This window comes from Pseudomonas anguilliseptica, assembly GCF_900105355.1.
In the GTDB taxonomy this organism is placed as follows: domain Bacteria; phylum Pseudomonadota; class Gammaproteobacteria; order Pseudomonadales; family Pseudomonadaceae; genus Aquipseudomonas; species Aquipseudomonas anguilliseptica.
In genome coordinates, this window is sequence record NZ_FNSC01000001.1 from 2,182,260 (window position 1) to 2,206,879 (window position 24,620).

Annotated in this window: 21 protein-coding genes; 13 read left to right on the plus strand and 8 right to left on the minus strand. The window is 61.6% G+C overall.

Annotated features, from left to right (window positions below; all coding sequences use genetic code 11):
- Positions 1-83: 83 nt before the first annotated feature.
- The 6 genes from gcvT to BLW24_RS10580 all read left to right on the plus strand — a co-directional run bounded on the left by gcvT (position 84) and on the right by BLW24_RS10580 (position 9,222).
- Positions 84-1,181: a glycine cleavage system aminomethyltransferase GcvT gene (gcvT, locus tag BLW24_RS10555; RefSeq protein ID WP_090380151.1), complete on the plus strand. Its 1,098-nt coding sequence runs from the start codon at positions 84-86 to the stop codon at positions 1,179-1,181.
- A 320-nt stretch (positions 1,182-1,501) separates the two neighbouring features.
- On the plus strand, positions 1,502-1,891 hold the full coding sequence (gcvH, locus tag BLW24_RS10560; RefSeq protein ID WP_090380154.1) for a glycine cleavage system protein GcvH: 390 nt from the start codon (positions 1,502-1,504) through the stop codon (positions 1,889-1,891).
- Between the two features lie 329 nt (positions 1,892-2,220).
- Positions 2,221-4,527 (plus strand): Orn/Lys/Arg family decarboxylase, encoded by a 2,307-nt coding sequence (locus BLW24_RS10565; protein ID WP_090380157.1) that lies wholly within the window; start codon positions 2,221-2,223, stop codon positions 4,525-4,527.
- A gap of 40 nt (positions 4,528-4,567) precedes the next feature.
- Positions 4,568-6,868 carry an Orn/Lys/Arg family decarboxylase gene (locus BLW24_RS10570; protein WP_090380160.1) on the plus strand — a complete coding sequence of 767 codons (2,301 nt, stop codon included), beginning with the start codon at positions 4,568-4,570 and terminating at the stop codon, positions 6,866-6,868.
- A 74-nt stretch (positions 6,869-6,942) separates the two neighbouring features.
- A complete protein-coding gene (potE, locus tag BLW24_RS10575) occupies positions 6,943-8,271 on the plus strand; it encodes a putrescine-ornithine antiporter (RefSeq protein WP_090380163.1) in 1,329 nt (442 codons plus the stop codon).
- Positions 8,272-8,316: 45 nt separating this feature from the next.
- Positions 8,317-9,222: an amino acid ABC transporter substrate-binding protein gene (locus BLW24_RS10580; RefSeq protein ID WP_090387695.1), complete on the plus strand. Its 906-nt coding sequence runs from the start codon at positions 8,317-8,319 to the stop codon at positions 9,220-9,222.
- 73 nt (positions 9,223-9,295) lie between these two features.
- Here BLW24_RS10580 and BLW24_RS10585 read toward each other — a convergent pair whose 3' ends face one another.
- The 5 genes from BLW24_RS10585 to BLW24_RS10605 form a co-directional block, all read right to left on the minus strand.
- Positions 9,296-9,604 (minus strand): EthD family reductase, encoded by a 309-nt coding sequence (locus BLW24_RS10585; protein ID WP_090380165.1) that lies wholly within the window; start codon positions 9,602-9,604, stop codon positions 9,296-9,298.
- 34 nt (positions 9,605-9,638) lie between these two features.
- Complete coding sequence (locus tag BLW24_RS10590; protein WP_090380167.1) at positions 9,639-10,922, minus strand: esterase/lipase family protein; 1,284 nt, start codon at positions 10,920-10,922, stop codon at positions 9,639-9,641.
- 18 nt (positions 10,923-10,940) lie between these two features.
- Positions 10,941-11,396 carry an NfeD family protein gene (locus tag BLW24_RS10595; RefSeq protein ID WP_090380170.1) on the minus strand — a complete coding sequence of 152 codons (456 nt, stop codon included), beginning with the start codon at positions 11,394-11,396 and terminating at the stop codon, positions 10,941-10,943.
- A 3-nt stretch (positions 11,397-11,399) separates the two neighbouring features.
- Complete coding sequence (locus BLW24_RS10600; protein ID WP_090380173.1) at positions 11,400-12,320, minus strand: SPFH domain-containing protein; 921 nt, start codon at positions 12,318-12,320, stop codon at positions 11,400-11,402.
- A gap of 124 nt (positions 12,321-12,444) precedes the next feature.
- Positions 12,445-14,031 (minus strand): L,D-transpeptidase family protein, encoded by a 1,587-nt coding sequence (locus BLW24_RS10605; protein ID WP_090380175.1) that lies wholly within the window; start codon positions 14,029-14,031, stop codon positions 12,445-12,447.
- Between the two features lie 128 nt (positions 14,032-14,159).
- On the opposite strand from BLW24_RS10605, the gene BLW24_RS10610 reads away from it, so the two are divergent.
- Complete coding sequence (locus BLW24_RS10610) at positions 14,160-14,879, plus strand: murein L,D-transpeptidase catalytic domain family protein (RefSeq protein WP_090380178.1); 720 nt, start codon at positions 14,160-14,162, stop codon at positions 14,877-14,879.
- 14 nt (positions 14,880-14,893) lie between these two features.
- Here BLW24_RS10610 and tfpB read toward each other — a convergent pair whose 3' ends face one another.
- Both tfpB and rpiA read right to left on the minus strand, forming a co-directional pair.
- Entirely contained in the window at positions 14,894-16,678 is a 1,785-nt protein-coding gene (tfpB, locus tag BLW24_RS10615) for a type IV pilus assembly ATPase TfpB (RefSeq protein WP_090380181.1), read from the minus strand.
- A 117-nt stretch (positions 16,679-16,795) separates the two neighbouring features.
- The gene (rpiA, locus tag BLW24_RS10620; protein WP_090387696.1) at positions 16,796-17,470 is read right to left on the minus strand and encodes a ribose-5-phosphate isomerase RpiA; all 675 of its coding nucleotides are present in this window, start codon (positions 17,468-17,470) and stop codon (positions 16,796-16,798) included.
- Positions 17,471-17,626: 156 nt separating this feature from the next.
- On the opposite strand from rpiA, the gene ilvA reads away from it, so the two are divergent.
- From ilvA to BLW24_RS10635, 3 genes are read left to right on the plus strand one after another with little or no spacing between them, the layout of a single operon-like run.
- The gene (gene ilvA / locus BLW24_RS10625; RefSeq protein ID WP_090387697.1) at positions 17,627-19,141 is read left to right on the plus strand and encodes a threonine ammonia-lyase, biosynthetic; all 1,515 of its coding nucleotides are present in this window, start codon (positions 17,627-17,629) and stop codon (positions 19,139-19,141) included.
- Positions 19,142-19,159: 18 nt separating this feature from the next.
- Positions 19,160-19,600, plus strand: a complete 441-nt coding sequence (locus BLW24_RS10630; protein ID WP_090380184.1) for a DUF2269 family protein — start codon at positions 19,160-19,162, stop codon at positions 19,598-19,600.
- Complete coding sequence (locus BLW24_RS10635; protein WP_090380187.1) at positions 19,597-20,115, plus strand: Lcl C-terminal domain-containing protein; 519 nt, start codon at positions 19,597-19,599, stop codon at positions 20,113-20,115. The genes BLW24_RS10630 and BLW24_RS10635 overlap by 4 nt, the downstream gene beginning before the upstream one ends.
- 40 nt (positions 20,116-20,155) lie before the next feature.
- Here the strand turns inward: BLW24_RS10635 and BLW24_RS10640 are convergent, their stop codons facing one another.
- Positions 20,156-20,809 carry a histidinol-phosphatase gene (locus BLW24_RS10640; RefSeq protein ID WP_090380190.1) on the minus strand — a complete coding sequence of 218 codons (654 nt, stop codon included), beginning with the start codon at positions 20,807-20,809 and terminating at the stop codon, positions 20,156-20,158.
- Between the two features lie 144 nt (positions 20,810-20,953).
- On the opposite strand from BLW24_RS10640, the gene BLW24_RS10645 reads away from it, so the two are divergent.
- From BLW24_RS10645 to BLW24_RS10655, 3 genes are read left to right on the plus strand one after another with little or no spacing between them, the layout of a single operon-like run.
- A complete protein-coding gene (locus BLW24_RS10645) occupies positions 20,954-21,433 on the plus strand; it encodes an RNA pyrophosphohydrolase (protein ID WP_090380193.1) in 480 nt (159 codons plus the stop codon).
- A gap of 18 nt (positions 21,434-21,451) precedes the next feature.
- Positions 21,452-23,731, plus strand: a complete 2,280-nt coding sequence (ptsP, locus tag BLW24_RS10650; RefSeq protein ID WP_090380196.1) for a phosphoenolpyruvate--protein phosphotransferase — start codon at positions 21,452-21,454, stop codon at positions 23,729-23,731.
- A 13-nt stretch (positions 23,732-23,744) separates the two neighbouring features.
- Positions 23,745-24,605, plus strand: a complete 861-nt coding sequence (locus tag BLW24_RS10655) for a DUF6929 family protein (protein WP_090380199.1) — start codon at positions 23,745-23,747, stop codon at positions 24,603-24,605.
- Positions 24,606-24,620 lie beyond the last annotated feature (15 nt).

A 24,620-nucleotide genomic window follows, 5' to 3' on the forward strand; every position in this document is an offset into this window, starting at 1 on the left:
CATCTTGATAGCCCGTGCCAGTGCCCGATTATGTGGGCTCAGCCAGGTTGCCGCTGCACTGCCCAGCCCGCAAGGAGACACTTATGGGACAGCGCACACCGCTTTATGACCTGCACCTCGCTTTGGGTGCCAAGATGGTCGACTTCGGCGGTTGGGACATGCCGTTGCACTATGGCTCGCAGGTCGAGGAGCACCATCAGGTGCGTCGCGACTGCGGGGTGTTCGATGTGTCGCACATGACCGTGGTGGATGTCAGTGGCAGCCAGGCCAAGGCCTACCTGCAACACCTGCTGGCCAACGACATCGAGCGCCTGCAAAGCATCGGCAAAGCCCTCTACAGCGGCATGCTCAATGAGCAGGGCGGGGTGGTGGATGACCTGATCGTCTACCTCACCTGCTCCACTAATGAAGAGCAGGGTTACCGCGTGGTGGTGAATGCCTCGACCCGCGACAAGGACCTGGCCTGGATGCGCCTGCAGAGCGTCGATTTTGACGTGCAGCTGCAAGAGCGTGCCGAACTGGCGATGCTGGCGATTCAAGGCCCCCAGGCACGCAGCAAGACTGCCGAGCTGGTCAGCCAGTCCCGCGCCAACCTGATTCAGAGCCTCAAGCCCTTCGAAGGCCAGCCCGATGGCGAGTGGTTTATCGCCCGCACCGGCTACACCGGCGAAGACGGTCTGGAAATCATGCTGCCGGCCAGCGAAGTGGTGGCTTTCCTCAATGAACTGGTCGGTGCCGGGATTTCCCCGATTGGTCTAGGTGCGCGCGATACCCTGCGCCTGGAAGCCGGAATGAACCTGTATGGCCAGGACATGGACGAAAGCGTGACCCCGCTGGCCGCCAATATGGCCTGGACCATCGCCTGGGAGCCGGCCAGCCGTGGTTTCGTTGGCCGTGCCGCGCTGCAGCAGCAGAAGGCCGAAGGTGTCGCCTCCAAGCTCGTCGGTCTGGTGCTGGAAGAGCGCGGCGTGCTGCGTGCGCATCAGGTGGTGCGGGTTGAAGGGGTGGGCGAAGGCGAGATCACCAGCGGCAGCTTCTCGCCGACCCTGGGCAAATCTATCGCCCTGGCCCGTGTCCCGGCTGCGACCCAGGAGCGTGCCGAGGTAGAGATTCGCGGCAAGTGGTACCCGGTGCGAGTGGTCAAACCGACCTTCGTGCGTAACGGCAAGGCGCTGATCTGAGCATATGCCCGGATCTGCTGCGCGTCGGCGATACTGCGTTAAAAACAGCCTCGGAATGCTCATTTACAACCAGTAAACTCCGCTTCCTCGGCTGTTTTTGCCTTGTCTCGCTCTAGCTCGCGAGATCCTGAAACAGGTTTTGAACATCAAGCTGGCGCAATTTTTTGCATCAGACTTGCAACCCAATGGATCTGGGAAGCGCTGCAGCTAATTGCTGCGAGTGCGTTCGTGACGAGTTAAAGACTTTCTTTCGGTATGGCCAAGGCCTGCTAAATTTCCATGACGGCGTGGTCGCCGTCATGTCAGATGAGGAACGACACATGAGCAATATCCCCGCCGATCTGCGTTACGCCGCCAGCCACGAGTGGGCGCGCCTGGAAGCCGATGGCAGCGTTACCGTTGGCATTTCCGATCACGCTCAGGAAGCCCTGGGTGATGTGGTGTTCATCGAGCTGCCGGAAGTCGGCAAGACCCTGAATGCCGGTCAGGAAGCCGGGGTGGTGGAGTCGGTCAAGGCCGCGTCCGACATCTATGCACCGGTCTCCGGTGAAGTGATCGCGATCAACGACGGCCTGGCCGACAGCCCCGAAAGCGTCAACAGCGATCCGTACGGCAGCTGGTTCTTCAAGCTCAAGCCGAGCGACGCCAGCGAGCTGGACAAGCTGCTGGATGCGACCGCTTACAAGGCCGCCGCTGACAGCGACGCCTAAGCCTCCCGCTTAGCTGCAAAACAACGCCCCGCATTGCGGGGCGTTGTTGTTTCTGCGTCGTTGTTTGTCGCAGGTAATGGCACTGTGCCGCTCTAGCACGGCGATTCGCCGCACCCTGCTGTTTGTTCGGTCAGAAAATTTGCGCGGCCCGCGATGCTGACTAGGCTGTTGATCCATGTCACGAGATGTTTCCCCATTCGGCGCATAGTGGGGTGAGCGGGCATGCACCAATTCCCCGGTTTCTATGCACTAACCCCTGCACGGTTATAGGGTGCCAGGGTATGGACCGTGCGACTGCGTTTGCGCACAAGGACGATGGAGGCAGGTTGATGATTGGACGAACCAACAAACCCCTGAAAATGCGCGTGCTGATGGTCGATGACGACCTCGGCAGCCCCGCCAGCATGCGTGGGCGCGTGCTCAACGAACTGGTCGACGAATTTGCCAGTCGCAATGCCGAACTGATCAAGGCCACCTCCTACGAGGATGGGTTGGCGGCGGTGATGTCCGATGCAGCGCTGCATTGCATCTGCGTCGACTGGACTCTGGGCAAGAATGACGAAAGCTCCCACGCCCAGGCTCTGCAGTTGCTGCGCAGCATTCGCCAGCGCAACGAAAACGTCCCGGTATTTCTGATGGCCGACCGTAATGCCAAGAAGAGCATCACGGTGGAGGCCATGGGTCTGGCCGACGAGTTCGTCTGGATGCTCGAAGACACTGCGCCCTTTGTGGTCGGTCGGGTGATTGCCGCGATCAACCGCTACCTTGAGCACCTGCTGCCGCCATTCACCGATGCACTGCTGCGCTACACCATGAAGGATGAGCACTCCTGGGCCGCGCCGGGGCATCAGGGCGGGATTGCCTTTACCAAGTCGCCGGTGGGCCGGGTGTTCTTCGACTTCTTCGGGGAAAACCTGTTTCGCACTGACAGCGGTATCGAGCGCGGCAGCCTCGGTTCAGTGCTCGACCACAGCGGCCCGGTGGCAGACTCCGAAGCCTATGTGGCGAGGATCTTCGGTGCCCACGCCAGCTACTCGGTACTCAACGGTACCTCGGGCTCCAACCGGGCGATCTTTATGGCCTGCGTCGGTGAAAACCAGTTCGCCCTGTGCGACCGCAATTGCCACAAATCCATCGAGCAGGGCCTGGTGCTGACTGGCGGCCTGCCGCTGTATATGACGCCGACACGCAACCGCTACGGGATTATCGGCCCACTGCTGCCCGCGCAGTTCGATGCACAGCGCATCGAGACCGCCATCGCCAACCATCCGTTGCGTGCCCAGGCCAAGGGCAGCAAGCCCGTGTATGCCGTGGTCACCAATTGCACCTATGACGGCATGTGCCTGCACGCCGAACGCGCCGAGGGCATGCTGGCGCAAAGCAGCGAACGCATTCACTTCGATGAGGCCTGGTACGGCTACGCGCGTTTCAATCCGCTGTACCAGGGGCGTTACGCCATGCGTGGCGACCCGGCCAGCCACCCGACCGACGGCCCGACGGTATTTGCCACTCACTCGACCCACAAGCTGCTGGCGGCGCTGTCGCAGTCTTCGTTTATCCATATTCGCAACGGCCGTAGCCCGGTCGAGCACAGTCGCTTCAACGAGTCCTTCGTGATTCAGGCCAGTACCTCGCCGTTGTATGCGTTGTTCGCCTCCAACGAGGTGGGCGCGGCGATGATGGACGGCAACGGCGGCTATAGCCTGACCCAGGATTCGCTGCGCGAGGCGGTGGATTTCCGCCAGGCGCTGGCACGCACCCACCGCGAGTTTGCCAGCCGTGGTGACTGGTTCTTCCAGCCGTGGAACGCGCCGCAGGTCTGCGATAGCAAAACCGGCAAGACGGTTGATTTTGCTGACGCCGATGCCGAGCAACTGGCCAGCGATCCTGCCTGCTGGGAGCTGGAGCCAGGCGCCGAATGGCATGGTTTCGCGGGCTTGGAAAAAGGTTGGTGCATGCTCGACCCGATCAAGGTCGGCATCATGGTGCCGGGCATGGGCGCCGACGGCCAGCTGTTGGCGGAGGGCATCCCCGCCCCCATCCTCGGTGCCTTTCTCTACCGCAACAACATTGTCCCCTCGCGCATCACCGACTTTATGGTGCTGTGCCTGTTCAGCATCGGCGTAACCAAGGGCAAGTGGGGCACGCTGATCAATGTGCTGCTGGCCTTCAAACGTCACTACGACAGAAATGCGCCGCTGCAGCGGGTGCTGCCTGATCTGCTCGCTCAGGCGCCTGAGCGCTACCGCGGCATGGGCCTGCGTGACCTCAGCAGCGAGATGTTCGAGTACATGCGCAGCAGCCGCATGGACGCCCTGCAGGCCGAAGCCTTCGGCAACCTGCCGTTGATCGAAACAACGCCACGTGCCGCGTTCCAGGCGCTGCAAGCCGGCGAGGTCGAGTTGTTGCCGCTGCAGCAGGCAGCAGGGCGGGTTACCGGGGTCGGCATCATGCCGTATCCACCGGGCATCCCGATTGTCATGCCCGGGGAGAATCTTGGTCCGCTGGATGGCCCATGGATTCGCTATATCCAGGCCCTGCAGGATTGGGGCAAGCATTTCCCCGGTTTCGAGAAAGAGGTAGAGGGCGCCGTGCATCAGGACGGCGGCTACCACTTCTGGTGCCTCAAGCGCTAACAGGCTTGGCACTCATCAGGTCTATTACAAGGAGTTCATCATGAGTCACGCCAAAGTGCCGTTGCCGGCATCCCTCGCTCAGCGTTACCCTGTGCTGATTGTGCTCAACACCCTGGAGCACCCGGACAGCATCGTGCTGCGCAGCGCCGAGGAGGTCGGTCGGGCCTTGCAGAAACATGGCCTGGCGGTTGAGCGAGTCAGCTCGCTGGATGACGCGGAAATCGCCTTTCGCGCCGACCCAGCCTATTGCTGCGTCATCCTCGGCTGGGGCCTGTGTGAGGAAAACCTGCCGTTGGCGCTGCACCTGATTCAGCTGATCCGCCAGCGCACCGCACAGCTGCCGATCATGCTTGGCATGAGCCAGGCGCATCAGAGCCGGGTGCCGCTGGAGTTTGTCGAAAATATCGACGGCTTTATCTGGCAGCCAGAAGACAGCCCGGAGTTTGTCGCCGGCCGCATCGAAGCCGCTGCCCGGCGTTATCTGGACAGCATCCTGCCGCCATTTTTCGGTGCTTTGGTGAACTTCGCCGACACCCATGAATACTCTTGGCACACCCCAGGGCATACCGGCGGCACGGCCTTTATGAAGACCGCTGTGGGGCGCAGCTTTCTGGATTTTTACGGCGAGCAGATGCTGCGCTCCGACCTCAGCGTGTCGGTGGGTGAGCTGGGCTCGCTGAATGATCACTCCGGGCCGATTGCCGAGGCGGAAAAGAATGCCGCGCGGGTGTTTGGCGCCGATTACACCTTCTTCTCGGTCGGTGGCAGTTCAGCCAGCAACGAGATCGTCCTGCACTCGGCGGTCACCGATGGCGATGCGGTGCTGGTCGACCGCAACTGCCACAAGTCGCTGAACTACGCGCTGAATATGTCCGGTGCGGTGCCGCTGTACCTGCGGCCACGGCGTAATGCACGCGGGCTGATCGGCCCGGTGCCGCGCAGCGAGCTGACGCCCGAGGCGGTGGCGCAGAAAATCACCGAAAGTCCGCTGATGACCGACAAGCAGGCCCGTCCGGTACTGGCGGTGCTGACCAACTCGACCTACGACGGCCTCTGCTACAACGTGCAGACCACCACCCGCGAACTGAGCCAGAGCGTCGAGCGGATTCACTACGACGAAGCCTGGTACGCCTACGCGCGCTTCAATCCGCTGTATGAAGGCCGCTACGGCATGCACCGTGGCGAACGGCATGCCGATGACGCCACGGTGACCGTTACCCATTCGACCCACAAACTGCTGGCGGCGCTGTCGCAGGCCTCGATGATCCATATCCGTTCGGGCAAGGTGCCAGTCAAGCCGGCGCTGTTCAACGAGGAGTTTATGATGCACACCTCGACCTCGCCGCAGTACAGCATCATTGCCTCCACCGATGTGTCGGCGAAGATGATGGACGATGCCGGCGAGTACCTCACCGATGAGTCCATCGGCGAAGCCATCGCCTTCCGCCAGGCCATGGTGCGTCTGGGTAATGAGGTGCGTAAGCGCAAGCCACAGGATTGGTGGTTTGGCGTGTGGCAACCGGATGAGGTCAACGGCGTGCCCTTTGCCGACCTCGACCCGCAGACCTTGCGCCAGGGCGATGCCTGGGTGCTCAAGCCGAACGCCAGCTGGCATGGCTTTGGCGACCTGGGCCGTGATTACTGCATGCTCGACCCGATCAAGGTCACCGTGCTGACCCCAGGGCAGACCCTGGAAGGGCAGATGGAGGCCAGCGGCATTCCGGCACCGCTGGTGTCGTCGTTCCTTGCCAGCCGCGGCATCGTGGTGGAAAAGACCGAGCCGTATTCCATCCTGCTGTTGTTCAGCCTGGGCGTAACCAAGGGCAAGTGGGGTTCGCTGGTCGCCGGGCTGATGGAGTTCAAGAAGCACTACGACAGCAACGCCTCGCTGGAACTGGTGATGCCTGAGCTGGTCGCCAACCACGGCGAGCGCTACGCCGGCATGGGCCTCAAGGATCTGGCCGACGCCATGCATCAGGACATGCTCGCCTCCAAGCTGCTTCATAACATGGACGCCGCCTTCAACCTGCTGCCGGATGTGGTGAGTTCGCCGCGCGAGACCTACGCCAAGCTGGTGAAGGGCCAGATCGAGCAGATCGCCGTGCGCGACATGCTGAACCGCACCGTGGCTGTGCAGGTGGTGCCGTATCCGCCGGGCATTCCGCTGATGATGCCGGGCGAGAAGGCCGGTGCCGACAAGCAGGCGATCATCGATTACCTGCTGGCGATGGAGCTGTTCGACAGCCATTTCCCCGGTTTCGAGCACGACAACCATGGCGTCGAGATTGAGCGCGATGGTCAGGGTGGGCTGACGTACAGGGTCTATGTGGTCAAACAGTAACCCTTAGCCACTCCCGACCAGCAGCCTTGGCTGCTGGTCGCGGCCAGTGCCACGCACAGAACAAGGAGAGGTCGATGGCTGAGTCAAGCAAGAAGATGAGTCTGGTGGGGCTCACCACCCTGGTGGCGGTCAACATGATGGGGTCGGGCATCATCATGTTGCCGTCGAGCATGGCCCAGTTGGGCGCGGTTTCGCTGCTGTCGTGGATCATCACGGCCGTCGGCTCCATGGCCATTGCCTACTGTTTCGCCCAGTGCGGCATCTACTGCCATCGCTCGGGCGGTATGTCGGCCTATACCGAGGAGGCGCATGGCAAGTCGGCGTTTTTTCTCTGTTCGTTTCTGTATTTCCTTTCGCTGGCCATCGGCAACGTGGCCATCGGTATTTCTGCGGTGGGCTATCTCACGCCGTTCTTCCCCTGGTTGGGTAGCGGCGCGATTCCGCTCTTTGTCGGTACGGTCGGGCTGATCTGGCTGACCACAGTGGCCAATTTCGGCGGCCCGCATATCACCGGCAAGATCGGCGCAATCACCGTCTGGGGCGTGATTATCCCGGTGGCAGGGCTCAGCCTGATTGGCTGGTTCTGGTTTGACCCTGCGGTGTTGAAGGATGCCTGGAACCCTCACAGCCTGAAGATCAGCGACGCCATTGCGCAGAGTATTCCGCTGACTCTGTGGGCCTTCCTCGGCATGGAATCGGCGGCGCAGAACTCCGATGCGGTGGAAAATCCCGAGCGCAATGTGCCGCTGGCCTGTCTGTTCGGTACCCTCGGCGCGGCGGTGGTGTATGTGCTGTCGACCACGGTGATTCAGGGCATTGTGCCGAATGCCGAGCTGGCCAACTCCAGCGCACCATTTGCCTATGTCTATGCGCAGATGTTCAACCCCTTTATCGGCAACATCATCATGGGCCTGGCTGTCATGGCCTGTATCGGCTCGCTGCTGGGTTGGCAGTTCACTTTGGCGCAAACGGCCAAGGTCACGGCGGATCAGGGCATGTTCCTCAAACTGTTCGGCAAGGTGACGGCAGCCAATGCCCCGGTGATCGGCATGATCGTGTGCGGGGTGCTGCAAACCCTGTTGGCACTGTCGACCATCTCGCCGAATGCCAGCGCGCAGTTCAGCAAGCTGGTCAACCTGGCGGCCGTCACCAACCTGATCCCCTATGTCACGGCGCTCTCCGGCTTGCAGGTGATCATGTACAAGGCGCGGGTCAGCGCGGCGGTGTACACGCGCAACCTCGTGGTGCTGATGATGGCCATGGTCTATTGCTTCTACGCCCTGTATGCCTCGGGCAAGGATGCGGTGTTCGGCGCGATGCTGGTGCTGGCGCTGGGCTACCTGCTGTACGGCTTTATCGCCAAGCGCTTTGTCGCTGAGCAGCCCGCGCCCGGTAAGGCGTGAGTATGAAAGCGGACTGCCAAGCCATCTGAATCTGGGGATATGGACATGAACGGACAACTGCTAAAACCCATCAATCTGCTGCTGGCCTGCCTGCTCGCCCTGCCGCTGCTGGCCAGCGCCAGTACGCTGGAACGCGTGCGCAGCAGTAACAGCCTGACCCTCGGTTACTTGCCGGATATCGCACCCTTCAGCAGCCAGCAGGGCGGCCAGCCCAGCGGCTACGCCATAGATCTGTGTGAGCAGGTTGCCGCGCACATTAAATCCGAGCTGGACCTGGCCGATCTGCAGGTGCGTTACCAGGCGGTGGAGGAGGCCGAGAGTATCGCCGCCGTCAGCGCGGGCAGTATCGACATTCTCTGCTCGCCGACCCTGGAAACGCTGACAGAGCGCAAGGCGGTGAGTTTTTCGCTGCCGATCTACACCGCCGGCCTTGCCGCGCTGGTGCGTGAGGATGTCTCGCCGGCGCTGGTCAATGTGCTTAACGGCAAGGTGGCGCATAGCGGCCCGACCTGGCGGGCCACCATCAACCGCGGCCTGGCCAATCACACCTATGCGGTAACCGAAGGCGGTGCGACCGAAGCCTGGGTGCGTCAGCAGCAGAACCAGCTGGGCGTGGTTGCCACTCTGGTGACGGTCGCCAACCCGGAGCAGGGCGTGCAACTGGTGGCGGATGGCAAGGCCGATGCGTTCTTTTCTGAGCGCATCCTGCTGCAGAACTACCTGGCCAAGAACAAGGAAGCCAGCGAGATGAGGGTGCTGGAGCGCATCTACGAATTCGCTCCGGTGGCCATGGCCCTGGCCCGTGATGATGAGGACCTGCGCCTGCTGGTGGATACCGCGCTGAGTGAAAGCTACCGCTCCGGCGAGCTGGAGAACATCTACCGCCACCACCTGGGCGAGCCGGGTGAGATGGTCAAGGTGTTGTTCAAAGTCTACGCATTGCCGCGGTAACGGATGCATTGGTGTGGTGTAACAAGGCCGCCAATGGGCGGCCTTGTTGTTGTGGGGTATTTGCGTCTTCGCGCTAGATGAGCACTTCATCAATCTGCAGCAGTGGCTGAATATCGGTGAAGTTGGCGATGTCGCCGATGATGCTTGGGCCGTGTTGCGCCAGCGTTGCCTGAAACGCTTCAACCGAACTTATCCAGATATTCGCCAGGCAGATGAACGCCGCAGGTGCACCATCCGGCGTCGCGAGGCCCCTGCGAACCTGGCTGTTGCGGCAGTTGCCGGCGAGCAGGCGAGTGACCATGGGGATGTGCTGTTCGAGGTAGTAGCTGAAGTCGAAGCGGGCACCAGCTGTCTGTGGGTAAGCGATGGACACGCAGTACATGAGGCTCTCCTGTTATGCAGGTGTTCGAGAACGGTTAGGTATCGTTCGCGGGGTTGCAGCCGTGAGCGGGCAGGCTGCTTAGTGCGCGTTCAAGCAGGGCATGGCTGCGTGTGCTGTTGAGGATGCTGGTGTGGGTTTCGTCGAGCAGGAACAGGCGTTCGGCTTCATCCTGGGCGGCGGCGCGTAGTGCGCTGGCCAGGGGCACCGTGCCGTCATTCGGATTGGGCAGCATGCGCGTGTTGCCGGCATAGCTGACCAGCAGCCATTGACGCATATGCGCCGGCAGCGGCGTGGCAAACAGGCGTTGCAGGTAAGGGCTGCCCGGCGCCATATCGCGCCACACTGGAATATCCAGCGGCACATCCCGTACTCCACTGGCCGCCGAGGGGTGGCCATCCCAGGGCGTCGACAACGTGATAAACAGGCAGAGGCGTTGGTTGTCATCCGTGCTCAACAGCTGCACGGCGCGCCGCGCCACCAGGCCTCCCATGCTGTGGGCAAACACATGCAGGCGCGGCGGTGTGTGGCGCAACTGCAGATCACGGATGGCGACGCTGAGCATATAGGCGCTGTTGTTCAGTGGCAGGCCGCTGGGGAAGTGGTAGAGCACCAGCTGATAACGCTGCAAATCGAGGTTGGCGGCCAGTGCCTGCCAGACGCGCGGCGAGGAGTTGATGCCGTGTACCAGAACGATCGGTTCCTTGTGCTTATCCCAGGGCGCGAGCAGGTACAAGCCATAGCCCAGTTCGCGCATAAAGGTCAGTGGTTGCCAGGCTCCCATGCGCACATTTTTATCGTTGAAGCGCGGGTCGTCGAAGCTTACCGGCTGCAGGTAGTTGCTCTGCATGCGCGGTTGTTCGTGGTACAGCACCTCCAGGCTGAGATCCAGCGCAGGGGCTTGCTGCAGGTCACTGGGAGTAAGGCATAGCGGGTTGAGCTGACTGAGGCGCGCCCGCTCATCTGGCTCTGGCTGCACGCTAAGAGGTGCGCTCTGGGCATTGCTCAGCCAGTGGCGGGGCTCGTCGTTGTCGAGGATAAAGTTGCCGTTGCGGTCATCGAAACCCAGCAACTGGTAAGCGGCCGGCGCGGCGGTGAAGTAAAAGGTCTCGTCGGGGGCGGCGATACGGTAGGCGATCAGTTTGCTGTCCGCATCAAGCAGCGCGACCAGCGCGCTGCGGCCGGAGTCCGAGACTTGCAGCTGACCGGGGATCAGCAGCAGCTCCTGGCGGGCCTGCTGCATTTCCTTATCCAGTTTCAGCAGGCTGCAGCCGCTGCTGAGCAGCAGCGCAGCGGCCAGTAACACGGGCCATCCGCTCATCCGGCCACCTCAAGGGGCTTAACTTGCTTGCTCGGCCTCAACGCGCAACAGCACGCCATCCTGCCCCACCACCCGTACAGGCGTGCCGGCTGGTAGATCAGCGCCGATGACCAGCCACAGGCTGTCGCCGGCCTTGATCTTGCCGCGTCCGCCGCTGATCGCTTCGTGCAGCACAAAGGTACGGCCGACGAATTCGCTACCGCGCTGGTTCAGCCCAGGCTGGTCGGAAGGCTTGGCTGCACTGCGCTGACGTTGCCACCAGAACACTGCAGTGAGTATCGAGAGCAGGCCGAACAGAATGAACTGCGCAGCCCAGGGCAGGCCGGGGAAGATAAAGGTCAGCAGGCCGACGCTGGCGGCGGCCAGGCCGATCCACAGCAGATAGCCGCCGGCACCGAACACTTCGAGGATCAGCAGCAGGGTGCCGAACGCCAGCCAGTTCCAGTACGACAGGTGCTGTAAAAAGTCCCACATGGTTTAACCCTTCTTCTCGCCGAAGGTGGCTTTGACAATTTCGCTGATACCGCCGACTGCGCCGATCACCTGGCTGGCTTCCAGCGGCATCAGGATGACTTTGCTGTTATTGGCGCTGGCCAGTTGACCGAGGGCTTCGATGTATTTCTGCGCGACGAAGTAGTTGACTGCCTGTACGTTGCCCTGGGCGATGGCTTCGGAAACCATGCGCGTGGCTTCGGCTTCTGCCTGGGCGGCACGTTCGCGCGCTTCGGCTTCGAGGAAGGCAGCCTGGCGCTGGCCTTCGGCCTTGAGGATGTCGCCCTGCTTCTGCCCTTCGGCGGTGAGAATGGCAGCGGCGCGCAGGCCTTCGGCTTCGAGAATCTGTGCGCGCTTGATCCGTTCGGCTTTCATCTGCCCGGACATGGCGGCCATCAGGTCGGCGGGCGGGCTGATGTCCTTGATTTCGATCCGGGTGATCTTGATGCCCCAGGGCGCGGTGGCTTCATCGACGGTGCGCAGCAGGCGTTCGTTGATGGCGTCGCGCTGGCCGAGCATGGCATCCAGCTCCATGGAGCCAAGCACGGTACGGATATTGGTCATCACCAGGTTGCGGATGGCGTGTTCGAGGTTGTTCACCTCGTAGGCCGCCTGGGCCGAGTTGATGATCTGGAAGAAGCAGATGGCGTCGATCTGCACTGTGGCGTTATCGGCGGTGATGACTTCCTGTGGCGGAATATCCAGCACGTTTTCCATCACATTGAGCTTGCGGCCGATCTTGTCCATGACCGGTACGATGATGTTCAGACCTGGCTTGAGGGTGTTGGTGTAGCGGCCGAAGCGCTCGACTGTCCACTCGAAGCCCTGCGGCACGACCTTGAAGCCCATAAAGACGATGGCGACGGCGAGGCCGACAAAGAGAAAAATGACGCTGCCGATTTCCATGTGATGTAGCTCCTTGGCGGGTTTTAGTCTGCGGATTAGCTGTTCAGGTATCTAAGCACAGTTGGCATTGGCGCTGCTGTCGATGGCGTTGCAGAGTGTGCCGGTCAACGGTCATGGCTGCCGATCAGTGCACGTTTGGCGCGAGGGCTTTTATCAGGCGCACGTCGCGCGCATAGATGTCCGGGTAGTAGCGCAGGGCCCCGTCCTTGCTGGCCTCGACCGTCCAGTAGGCAATCAGCAGCGGTGCCGGATGTTGCAGGCGGTATTGCTGGGTTTCGCCGCTGGCGATACGCGTCTGCACGCTGCTCAGCTCATCCGGAGTGAGCAGCCAGGCGAGCAGGGTGTCGACGGCCTCGACCCGTACACAGCCCGAGCTGAATGCACGTGGGGCTTTGCTGAACAGCTGCTGGCTGGGAGTGTCATGCAAATAGACCGCAAATGGATTGTCAAAGCGCACAGCGACGCGGCCAAGCGGGTTATGGCTACCGGCGGACTGGCGTAGGAGGATCGCCCCGGGCCTTTCCCAGTCGATGCTCTGCGGGTCGAGCAGGTTGCCGTCGCGGTCGAGCACGCTCATCTGGTGGCGCTCCAGGTAGCTGATGTCGTCACGAATGGCAGGCAGTTTGTCTTCGCGCAGAATAGTCGGCGGCACGGTCCAGGTCGGATTGAGGGTCAGCCGCACGATGCTGGAGGCGAGCAGCGGCGTTTGTCGTTCGGCGCGGCCGACCTGGGGGCGCGTGCGCCAGAGCAGCTGGTTATTGCGCCGCACCTGAATTTCGGCGGCTGCGACATTGATCAGCACTTCGGCATCGCCCATTGCGTCGGCCAGCCAGCGCAGGCGCTCAAGGTTGGCGCGCAGCTGCTCGCGGCGCAGCTGTGGGCTGATATTCAGCTCGGTCAGGCTGGCGGGGCCGAGAATGCCATCCGGGTTGAGACCGTGATCGCGTTGAAAATTCTCCAGGGCGCTTTGCGTGGGCAGATCATACGTGCTGCCCAGTTCTTCTGGTGGTACAGCCAGGTAGCCCTGGGCGAACAGGCGTGCGCGCAAAGCTGGCAGTCGCGCATCCTTGCCGCCGGGCTTTAGCAGTGCGCCACTGGCGAGCGTTGCCCATTCCTGTAACGGCTGTAGGCGTTGGTGCGCATAGGCGCGGCGTAGCCGCTGGTATTGCACGGTGGCCGGCCGTGCGCTGGCGAAGGCCAGGGATGGTGTGTGCAAATGCAGCAGGGCCAGTGAGAGAGTCGCCAGCTGCGGGTCTGGGTTGGTATGCCCTGATGCCTGCCACAGTGGCTCCAGGCGTTGTTGCAGCAGGCGGCCGCGACGTAGATGCAACAGGGCTTGCAGGTAGCTGTGGCTGGTCAGCAATTCCGCACAGTCGCGCTGCTCGGCGAAACTTTCCGCAACCAGGCTAGGCAGCAGATAGTCGCTGGGCTGCAGACCGTCATCTTCCAATTGCGCCAGCTGTTCGCGCAATTGCAGCAGTTGCTCGCTGTTCTGCCAGGCTGGTTGGCCGTTGCGTTGCGCATAAAAAGCCTGCAGCAGGCGCTGAGCATTCTCGTCTAGGCTTGTCGGGAATGTGCTGCAGTGCTGCGTCAACTGAGCCAGTAATGGGCGCAGATCGGCGCTGGTGGCAAAGGACGCATCGGTGGCATTGGCGACCAATGGCAGGGTGAGCAGGGCGGCGCTCAGGTAAAGTGTGCGTTTTTTGAACAATCTACTGCTCCAGTCCTTGGCTCTGAATAGAATCCCGCACGTGGGATTTAACACAAAAAGTATAGACAGGCCGTAGTTGGATCTTGTGACAGGACGTCCTGGGGTCAGTACCTTGAGGTATTTGCGCAATGTTTGGACGTCTTGGCAGGTTCTGCCTGATCGGTTTTTGGCTTTCTTGCATGCCTTTGTCGGTGACTGCAACTGAGCAGGGTGCCTTGCTCAGGGATCTGGCGCGGATTGCGCCTGGGCTCAATCAACAGGCGCTGCAGCATGCGCTGGCGGCCATGCAGTGTGCGGTCAATCATGGCGCTGATCCGGCGCGTCGTCTCGCTGTAATCGATTATTCGCGGCCTTCCACCGAACGGCGTTTGTGGATCTTTGATCTGCAGCGCAAACGTCTGCTACTGCGCGATTATGTCGCCCACGGGCGCAAGTCCGGGGAGAACTTTGCCGAGGTGTTTTCCAATCGTCTGGGCAGCCACCAATCCAGTCTGGGGCTGTTCCGCACGGCGGAAAGTTACCGCGGCAAGCATGGTTATTCCCTGCGCATGGACGGCCTGGAGCCGGGTTTGAATGACCTGGCCCGCGAGCGTGCCATCGTGATTCACGGTGCGGGCTATGTGAACCCGCTCTGGGTGGCGAAACATGGCCGTATCGGCCGTAGCCTGGGTTGCCCGGCGGTGCGTCCGGAAGTGGCGCGCATGGTGGTCGATCAGCTAAAGGGCGGGCAGTTTCTCTTCGCCTGGCACTCCAATCAGCGCTTGCTGCAAGCCTCGGCCTATTTGCAGTGCAAGCCGCAGCGGCTCGCCAGCATTCTCGCTCGCCAGCAGCGCCTGCCCAGAAGCTGAGGTGTCTAGCGGCGTTATTTCTGCTCGCTCTGCGGGGTTACCCGCAGCACTTCCTCGATGGTGGTCAGGCCGGCGGCAACCTTCTGCGCGCCGGACAGGCGCAGGCTGCGCATGCCTTCCTTGAAGGCGTGCCGACGAAGCGCGATCAGGTCGGTGTCGGCGGTTATCAGCGGCTTCATCGCATCGTTGATCAGCATGATTTCATACACCCCGGCGCGGCCGCGGTAGCCGGTGTCGCGGCATTCCAGGCAACCGACGGCGCTGCAGGCCTGAGTCGGCAGCGGCGCACTCCAGGGCTTGGTCAGGCTCTGCCAGCCGTCTTCATCCAATGCCTGGGGGGCCTTGCAGTGCGGGCATAGGGTGCGCACCAGGCGCTGGGCCATCACCCCGAGCAGGGTGGACTTGAGCAGGTAATGCGGCACGCCCAGTTCCAGCAAGCGGGTGATGGCGCTGGGTGCATCGTTGGTGTGCAGGGTGGACAGCACCAGGTGCCCGGTGAGTGCTGCCTGAATTGCCATCTCGGCGGTTTCCAGGTCGCGAATTTCGCCGACCATAATGATGTCCGGGTCCTGGCGCATCAGCGCACGTACGCCGCTGGCGAAGGTCAGGTCGATATTGTGTTGCACCTGCATCTGGTTGAAGGCCGGCTCGACCATCTCGATCGGATCTTCGATGGTGCAGAGGTTAACCTCAGGCGTGGCCAGTTGCTTGAGCGTGGTGTACAGCGTGGTGGTCTTGCCCGAGCCGGTCGGACCGGTAACCAGGATGATGCCGTTGGGTTGGCTGGTCATGCTTTGCCAGCGTTTCAGGTCGTCGGCAGAGAAACCCAGCTGATCGAAGCTTTTCAGCAGCACTTCCGGGTCGAAGATCCGCATCACCATCTTCTCGCCGAAGGCGGTGGGCAGGGTCGACAGGCGCAGCTCGACTTCACCGCCGTCCGGGGTCTTGGTCTTCACCCGGCCGTCCTGCGGTTTGCGTTTTTCTGCAACGTTCATCCGCCCGAGGCTTTTCAGGCGGCTGACGATGGCCATGGTTACCTGCGGCGGGAATTGATAGACGGTGTGCAGCACGCCGTCGATGCGAAAACGCACGCTGCCCTGCTCGCGGCGCGGCTCGATATGGATATCGCTGGCGCGTTGGGTAAAGGCGTACTGGAACAGCCAGTCGACGATATTGACGATATGCGCGTCGTTGGCGTCGGGCTCTTGGTCCTGGGCGCCGAGATTAAGTAGTTGTTCGAAGTTACCCACGCCACTGATCTTGTTGTCGCCTGCCGAAGCGCCGCTGACCGATTTGGCTAGGCGGTAGAACTCAACGGTAAAACGTTGGATATCCGTTGGACTGGCAATCACGCGTTTGATCGGGCGCTTGAGCACGTGGGTCAGGTTGGCTTCCCAGCTGTGCACCAAGGGCTGGCTGCTGGCGATGGTTACGCTGTCGTTGTCCACCGCCACGGCAAGGATCTTGTGGCGCTGGGCGAAGGCGTAGGACATCAGTGGGGTGACAGCGGCGACATTGATTTTAAGCGGATCGATGCGCAGAAACGGCTGGCCGCATTGCTCCGCCAGCCAACTGGTCAGCCCTTCCAGTTCAAGCTTCTTGCCAGGATTTTTCAGGTCGTCGAGTTGTTGGGCCGCAAGAAATTCCAGGGGGTGCTGCTGGTTGTTCACGGCGCTGCGACGGATTGCCAAGCATTGTTCGGCATTGTCCTGATTGGTCCGGCCTTGGGCGACCAGTTCACGCAGCAGGTCGGCGAGCTCCAGCTGGCGATCATGGGCGGACGAGACGAATGCGGACATAAAACTCCCTGACGATCCTGATAACTAAGCAATATCAGCAGCATGACGCCAAGGGCGCGAGCTGTCTGCCGGCTTGATCCATTTTTGCACAGCCGCCAGATCTTGCCTCTCTGCGTATCAGGCGCGCTTGAGGGTTTTTACGCCTTCAGCCGTACCCAGCAGCAGCAGGTCAGCCGGTCGTGCGGCGAACAGGCCGTTGGTGACCACGCCGACGATGGCGTTGATCTGGTTTTCCAGCTCCACCGGGTTGGTGATCGACAGGTTGAACACGTCGAGGATGATATTGCCGTTATCGGTCACCACGCCTTCGCGGTACACCGGATCGCCGCCAAGTTTGACCAGCTGGCGCGCCACATGGCTGCGCGCCATCGGGATGACTTCTACTGGCAGGGGGAAGGCGCCCAGCACCGGCACCAGCTTGCTGGCGTCGGCGATGCAGATAAAGGTCTGCGCCACGGCTGCGACGATTTTCTCGCGGGTCAGGGCCGCGCCGCCGCCCTTGATCAGGTTGAGATGTTCATCGCTCTCGTCGGCGCCGTCGACATAGAACTCCAGGTCGCTGACGGTGTTCAGCTCATACACCGGGATACCGTGGCCCTTGAGGCGTGCGGCGGTGGCCTCGGAGCTGGCGACTGCGCCATCAAATTCCATTTTGTGTTTGGCCAGGGCGTCGATAAAGCAGTTGGCGGTGGAGCCGGTGCCGACTCCGATCACACTCTTGGCGTCGAGTTTGGGGAGAATAAAGTCGACGGCAGCCTGGGCGACGGCTTGCTTGAGTTGATCCTGATTCATCATGGGGCCTGGCGTGGGAGTAAGGAGGCGCGAATTATAGCGCGGCTGCGCCGCCAGCGGACCTGGGCCGGGAAAACCCTGCAGCTAATATGGTCGTTCGGCGCGCCCCTGGGGTAGACTCGCGAACTCCCTGAAAAGCCGCCTGCGATGCCCGCCATGCTCGAACAGTACGTCAAGAAGATCCTTACCTCGCGCGTCTATGACGTGGCGGTGGAAACCCCGCTGCAAGCCGCCAACCAGCTTTCCGAGCGCCTGGGCAACCAGGTTCTGCTCAAGCGCGAAGACCTGCAACCGGTGTACTCGTTCAAGATTCGTGGCGCTTACAACAAGCTGGCGCAGCTCTCCGCTGAAGAGCAGGCGCGCGGTGTGGTTACGGCATCGGCTGGCAACCATGCCCAGGGTCTGGCACTGGCGGCCAAGGTGCTGGGGGGCAAGGCGACCATCGTGATGCCCAAAACCACCCCGGAGATCAAGGTCCAGGGCGTGCGCTCGCGCGGCGGCAAGGTGGTGCTGCACGGTGACAGCTTCCCCGAGGCGCTGGCTTATTCGCTGAAGCTGGTCGATGAGAAGGGCTACATCTATATCCACCCTTACGATGATCCGCACACCATCGCCGGTCAGGGCACCGTGGCCATGGAAATCCTCCGTCAGCAGCCGGGGGCAATCGACGCGATCTTCGTGCCGGTGGGCGGCGGCGGGCTGATTGCGGGTATCGCCGCCTACGTGAAATACCTGCGGCCGGAGATCAAGGTCATTGGCGTTGAGCCGGACGATTCCAACTGCCTGCAGGCCGCCATGGCCGCTGGCGAGCGCGTGGTATTGCCGCAGGTTGGGCTGTTTGCCGATGGCGTGGCGGTGGCGCAGATCGGCGAGCACACCTTTGCTGTGTGCAAGGACCATGTCGATGAAGTGATCACCGTCAGCACCGATGAAATCTGTGCGGCGATCAAGGACATTTACGACGACACTCGCTCGATCACCGAACCGGCTGGCGCGCTGAGTGTGGCCGGGATCAAGAAGTACGTGGAACGCGAGGGCTGCAGTGGGCGCGTGCTGGTCGGTATCGACTCGGGTGCCAACGTCAACTTCGACCGCCTGCGCCACGTCGCCGAACGCGCCGAGCTGGGTGAGAAGCGTGAAGCAATCATCGCCGTGACCATCCCTGAGCAGCCCGGCAGCTTCAAGGCATTCTGCGAGGCCATCGGCAAACGGCAGATCACCGAGTTCAATTACCGTTACCACGAAGATAAAGAGGCGCACATCTTTGTTGGCGTGCAGACCCACCCGGAAAACGACCCGCGTGCGGTGCTGGTGCAGGGCCTGCGTGACCAGGGTTTCCCAGTGCTGGACCTGACCGACAATGAACTGGCCAAGTTGCATATCCGTCATATGGTCGGCGGTCATGCCGCAGCTGTGCCGGATGAGTGCGTGTATCGCTTCGAATTTCCCGAGCGCCCAGGTGCGCTGTTCAATTTCTTACAGAAATTGGGTGGGCGCTGGAATATCTCGATGTTCCATTACCGTAACCACGGCGCTGCCGATGGTCGTGTGGTGGCGGGCCTGCAAGTGCCACAGGCAGAACGTCACCTCGTACCGGCGGCGCTGGAAGCCATCGGCTACCCCTATTGGGACGAAAGTGATAACCCCGCATACAAACTCTTTTTAGGCTAATCGGCAGGAGCTGAATCGATGGAACACTACTCACTGCTGAAAATTCTTCACAGTGCTCCGGGCGTGCTGTTGCTGCTGGGCGTGCTGGCGCACGTGTTTATGCTGTGGAAGGCATCGCGTGGCGGCGATAGCGCGGTGCTGCAGCGCAAGCTCAAACGCACGCGCCTGATCAGCCTGCCGGTGCTCGGCCTGCTGGCCCTGAGTCTGCCGGTCACCGGCATGGTGCTGGTGGAGATGGTGGGTTGGCCGCTGAGCCAGACATGGCTACTGCTGAGCAGCGTGCTGTTTGTCGTGCTGATGGTGGTGGGCCTGTTGCTGGCCGGTCGTTTGTCAGCCTGGCAAGCCCTCAACCGCGCGCCAGCACCCAAGCGCCTGCTGGGCTTCTGCGCGGCTTATGCCGGGCTGATTGTATTGCTATTACTGGTGATCATGGGACTGATGGGCGCCAAGCCCTTATGAGCAAGAGGATTTTTTGTGCGGTAACTTTTTTGCTGGCCGCCGGCCTGCAAGTTTGCACAGCTGCTGTTGCTGGTGATCAGCTTGTCGGCTCGGGGGGGGCACCTGCACGGTTTGTCCTTAAAGGAGGGGAGGTGCTCGACTTGCAAACTCACCTGCGTTGGCAGCGCTGTAGTTTCGGCATGGAGTGGGATGGCTTGGGGGGATGCAGCGGCAAGCAAAAATTGGTGACACTCAAAGAGGCACAGCGCTCAGCTGTAGCGCTCGGTGATGGCTGGCGATTGCCCAGCGCTGTTGAATTGCACTCCTTGGTAGATGTAAGCCATAGCGATGTAGTGATAGATACAGTGGTTTTTCCGGGGGGTGTTGACCAAGGAGAGGGGGCCAAATATTGGAGTTCAAGTCAGGTCGAGGATATCCCCTCGTTGTTCTACTACATCGATTTTCTTAGTGGTGCCGTTGATGGCCACAGTCAGGGCTTCTCTCTGGCCGTCAGATTTGTACGCAGCGGCGATTAATTTCAGCGCCCTCCCGGGATGTCCTCTTTCGCTGCGCTATTCAGCGCAGCGAGATAACCGGCCAGCCGCGTTGTTCGGCCTCGGCGCGCAGTTTCGGATCGGGGTCGACGGCGAAGGGGTGGGTGACTTGCTCCAGCAGCGGCAGGTCGTTCATCGAGTCGCTGTAGAAGTAGCTGTCATTGAGGTTCAAGCCGCTTTCCGCGAGCCAGCGATTCAGGCGGGTGACCTTGCCTTCTTTGAAGCACGGCACGTCGGTGGTGCGTCCGGTGTAGCGGCCATCCACCATTTCGCATTCGGTGGCCAGCAGCGTGTCGACGCCCAGGCGTGCGGCAATCGGCGCGGTGACGAAGCGGTTGGTGGCGGTGATGATCAGCAACTTGTCGCCCGCTTCACGGTGCTCGGCCAGCAGCGCCTCGCCTTTGGCGAGGATGATCGGTTCGACGCAATCGCGCATAAACTCGCGGTGCCACTGATCCAGTTGGGCCATTTCCGTGCGGCCGAGGATTTCCAGGCTGAAATTCAGGTAGTCGGCGATGTTCAGGCGGCCGGCCAGGTAATCCTGATAGAACTCATCGTTACGCGCCTTGTAAGCGATACCGTCGAGAATGCCGCGTTCACACAGGTAATCGCCCCAGGCGTGGTCGCTGTCGCCGCCGAGTAGGGTGTTGTCGAGATCAAATAAAGCCAAACGCACGGGAGCACCTTTGATTGCCAGCTACAAAAGGCGGCCAGAATAACGGCTTTTATAGGTCATTCCTATTACGCGCCCCGCTCGCGTTGCTGCTGCCGCGGCCTTTGTGGAACAATGCCGAAACATGCGTTTACGAGGTTGTGCGCCGTGATCGATCCTGATGGTTTTCGCCCGAATGTCGGCATCATTCTGACCAATGATGTCGGCCAGGTGCTGTGGGCGCGTCGGATAAACCAGGACGCTTGGCAGTTCCCGCAGGGCGGGATCAATGACCATGAGTCGCCGGAAGAAGCGCTGTACCGCGAATTGAATGAAGAAGTAGGCCTTGAGCAGCAGGATGTGAAAATTCTCGCCTGCACCCGGGGCTGGTTGCGTTATCGTCTGCCCCAGCGCCTGGTGCGCACGCACAGCCAACCGTTGTGCATCGGGCAGAAACAGAAGTGGTTCCTCCTGCGTTTGACTGGCGATGAGAACCGCGTGCGCATGGACCTGACCGGTAAGCCGGAGTTCGACGGCTGGCGCTGGGTCAGTTACTGGTACCCGCTGGGCCAGGTGGTGACATTCAAGCGCGAGGTTTACCGTCGCGCCCTCAAGGAACTCGCTCCGCGCCTTTTGGCGCGCGACTGACACAGGCTAGAGCCAAGCATGCTCAATACGCTGCGCAAGATTGTCCAGGAAGTAAATGCCGCCAAGGACCTCAAGGCGGCGCTGGGCATTATCGTGCAGCGAGTACGCGAGGCCATGGGCAGCCAGGTCTGTTCGGTCTACCTGCTCGACCCGGAAAGCAATCGCTTTGTGCTGATGGCCACCGAGGGCTTGAACAAGAAAGCCATCGGCAAGGTCAGCATGGCGCCCAACGAGGGCCTGGTCGGTCTGGTCGGCACCCGCGAAGAGCCGCTCAACCTCGAGCACGCCTCCGAACACCCGCGCTACCGCTACTTTGCCGAGACCGGTGAGGAGCGTTACGCCTCATTCCTCGGTGCGCCGATCATTCACCACCGCAAGGTGATGGGTGTATTGGTCATCCAGCAGAAAGAACAGCGTCAGTTCGACGAAGGTGAAGAAGCCTTCCTGGTGACCATGAGCGCCCAGCTTGCCGGGGTTATCGCTCACGCCGAGGCCACGGGCTCGATCCGCGGGTTGGGTCGGCAGGGCAAGGGCATTCAGGAAGCCAAGTTCATCGGCGTACCAGGCTCGCCCGGCGCGGCCGTGGGCACGGCGGTGGTGGTGTTGCCGCCGGCCGATCTGGAAGTAGTGCCGGATAAGACGGTCGACGACATTGCCGCCGAGCTGACCCTGTTCAATAACGCCCTTGAAGGTGTGCGCAGCGATATGCGCGCGCTGTCGGCGAAGATGGCCACCCAGCTGCGCCCGGAAGAGCGCGCGCTGTTCGACGTCTACCTGATGATGCTGGAAGACGCTGCCCTGGGTAATGAGGTGGTCAAGGTCATCCGCACCGGTCAGTGGGCTCAGGGTGCCTTGCGTCAGGTGATTGGCGAGCACATCAATCGTTTCGAACTGATGGACGACGCCTACCTGCGCGAACGCGCTAGCGATGTCAAAGACCTCGGTCGGCGCCTGTTAGCCTATCTGCAACAGGCGCGTCAGCAGACTCTAGTGTACCCGGACAACTGCATTCTGGTCAGCGAAGAGCTGTCGCCGGCGATGCTTGGCGAAGTGCCGGAAGGCAAGCTGGTCGGCCTGGTCTCGGTGCAGGGCTCGGGCAACTCGCATGTGGCGATCTTCGCGCGCGCCATGGGTATTCCTACGGTGATGGGCGTCGTCGATCTGCCGTATTCGAAAATCGATGGCATTCAGCTGATCGTCGACGGTTACCACGGTGAGGTCTTCACCAATCCCAGTGACGTGTTGTGCAAGCAATACGCCGAAGTGGTTGAGGAAGAGCGCCAGCTGGCTCAGGGCCTCGACGCACTGCGTGCCTTGCCCTGCGAAACCCTCGACGGCCACCGTATGCCGTTGTGGGTCAACACCGGTCTGCTCGCCGATGTAAAACGTGCCCAGGAGCGCGGTGCCGAAGGTGTTGGCCTGTATCGCACCGAAGTGCCCTTTATGATCAAGGAGCGCTTCCCCAGCGAGAAGGAACAGCTGGCGATTTATCGCGAGCAGCTGGCCGCTTTCCACCCACTGCCGGTGACCATGCGCAGCCTGGATATCGGCGGTGACAAGGCGCTGAGCTATTTCCCGATTAAGGAAGACAACCCCTTCCTCGGCTGGCGCGGCATTCGCGTCACCCTCGACCACCCGGAAATCTTCCTGGTGCAGACCCGCGCCATGCTCAAGGCCAGCGAAGGGCTGAACAACCTGCGCATCCTGTTGCCAATGATTTCCGGTATTCAGGAGCTGGAAGAAGCGTTGCACCTGATCCACCGCGCCTGGGGCGAAGTGCGCGACGAAGGCACCGACGTGCCGCTGCCACCGGTCGGCGTGATGATCGAGATTCCGGCGGCGGTCTATCAGGTGCGCGAGCTGGCACGCCAGGTCGACTTCCTCTCGGTCGGCTCGAATGACCTGACCCAATACCTGTTGGCCGTGGACCGTAACAATCCGCGCGTCGCCGACCTCTACGATTTCCTCCATCCGGCGGTGTTGCAGGCGCTGCGCCTGGTGGTGGCCGGCGCCCATGCCGAAGGCAAGCCGGTGAGTATCTGTGGCGAAATGGCCGGTGACCCGGCATGCGCCGTGTTGCTGATGGCCATGGGCTTCGACGGCCTGTCGATGAACGCCACCAACTTGCCCAAGGTGAAGTGGTTGCTGCGCCAGATCAGCATGGGCAAGGCCCAGGAGTTGCTCGGTCAGGTGATGAGCATCGACAACCCGCAGGTGATCCACAGCACCCTGCAACTGGCCCTGCGTAACCTCGGCCTGGGCCGCATGATCAATCCCGCGTCGGATATCCAGGCGTGAGCACACGCCGCTCGTGCTGAACCTCGCGGATAACTTTCTGCAGTTGCGCCAACTCGCCACCCTGCGCCTGTCGGCGGCTAGCGCGTTGGTCTGTCAGGGCCAGGACCTGTGGGTGCTGGCTGACGATGCGCTGGTGCTGCAGCGCTATAACCTGAGTGGCGACTGGCAGGCCGAGCTGACGCTGCTGCCAGGCGAGTTGCCCGAGGATGCCAAGCAGCGCAAACGTCTTAAACCTGACTTCGAAGCGTTGCTGTCATTACCAGGCGACTGCCTGCTGGCCCTCGGCTCGGGTTCGACCGAGCGCCGCTGTCGCGGTTGTCTGGTTGAGGCCGACACTGTGCGGGTTATCGACCTCAGCCCCTTGTACCAGGCGCTCGCTGGGCACTTTCAGGACCTGAATATTGAAGGTGGCGTGATCTACCGCGGACAGTTACTGCTGGCGCAGCGCGGCAATGGTCGTGGCCGAGAAAATGCTCTGGTACTGCTCGAGCTGGCCCAGGTGCTGCGCGATCTGCAGGATGGACAACTGAGTGCCGCCGCATTGCAACGAATTGCGCCGCTGCAATTGCCGGAGCTGGACGGCGTGCCACTGAGCTTGACTGACCTCAGCGTGGCGCCCAGTGGCGCGTTGTTTTTCACGGCAACGGCGGAGGCTACCGACTCCAGCTACCTGGACGGAGCCTGCGTTGGCAGCGTGCTCGGGCGGCTTGATGCGCAGCTGGCTATCGTCGAGCTGAGCCGCCTGACGCCCGTGGTGAAGATCGAAGGGTTGGCCTTTCAGGCCGATGGTCGGCCGCTGCTGGTGGCCGATGCCGACGATCCGACGATTGCCTCGCCGCTGTTTACCCTTGACCGGTTCAGCGAGGCGACCTGAAGCGACTGAACGGCT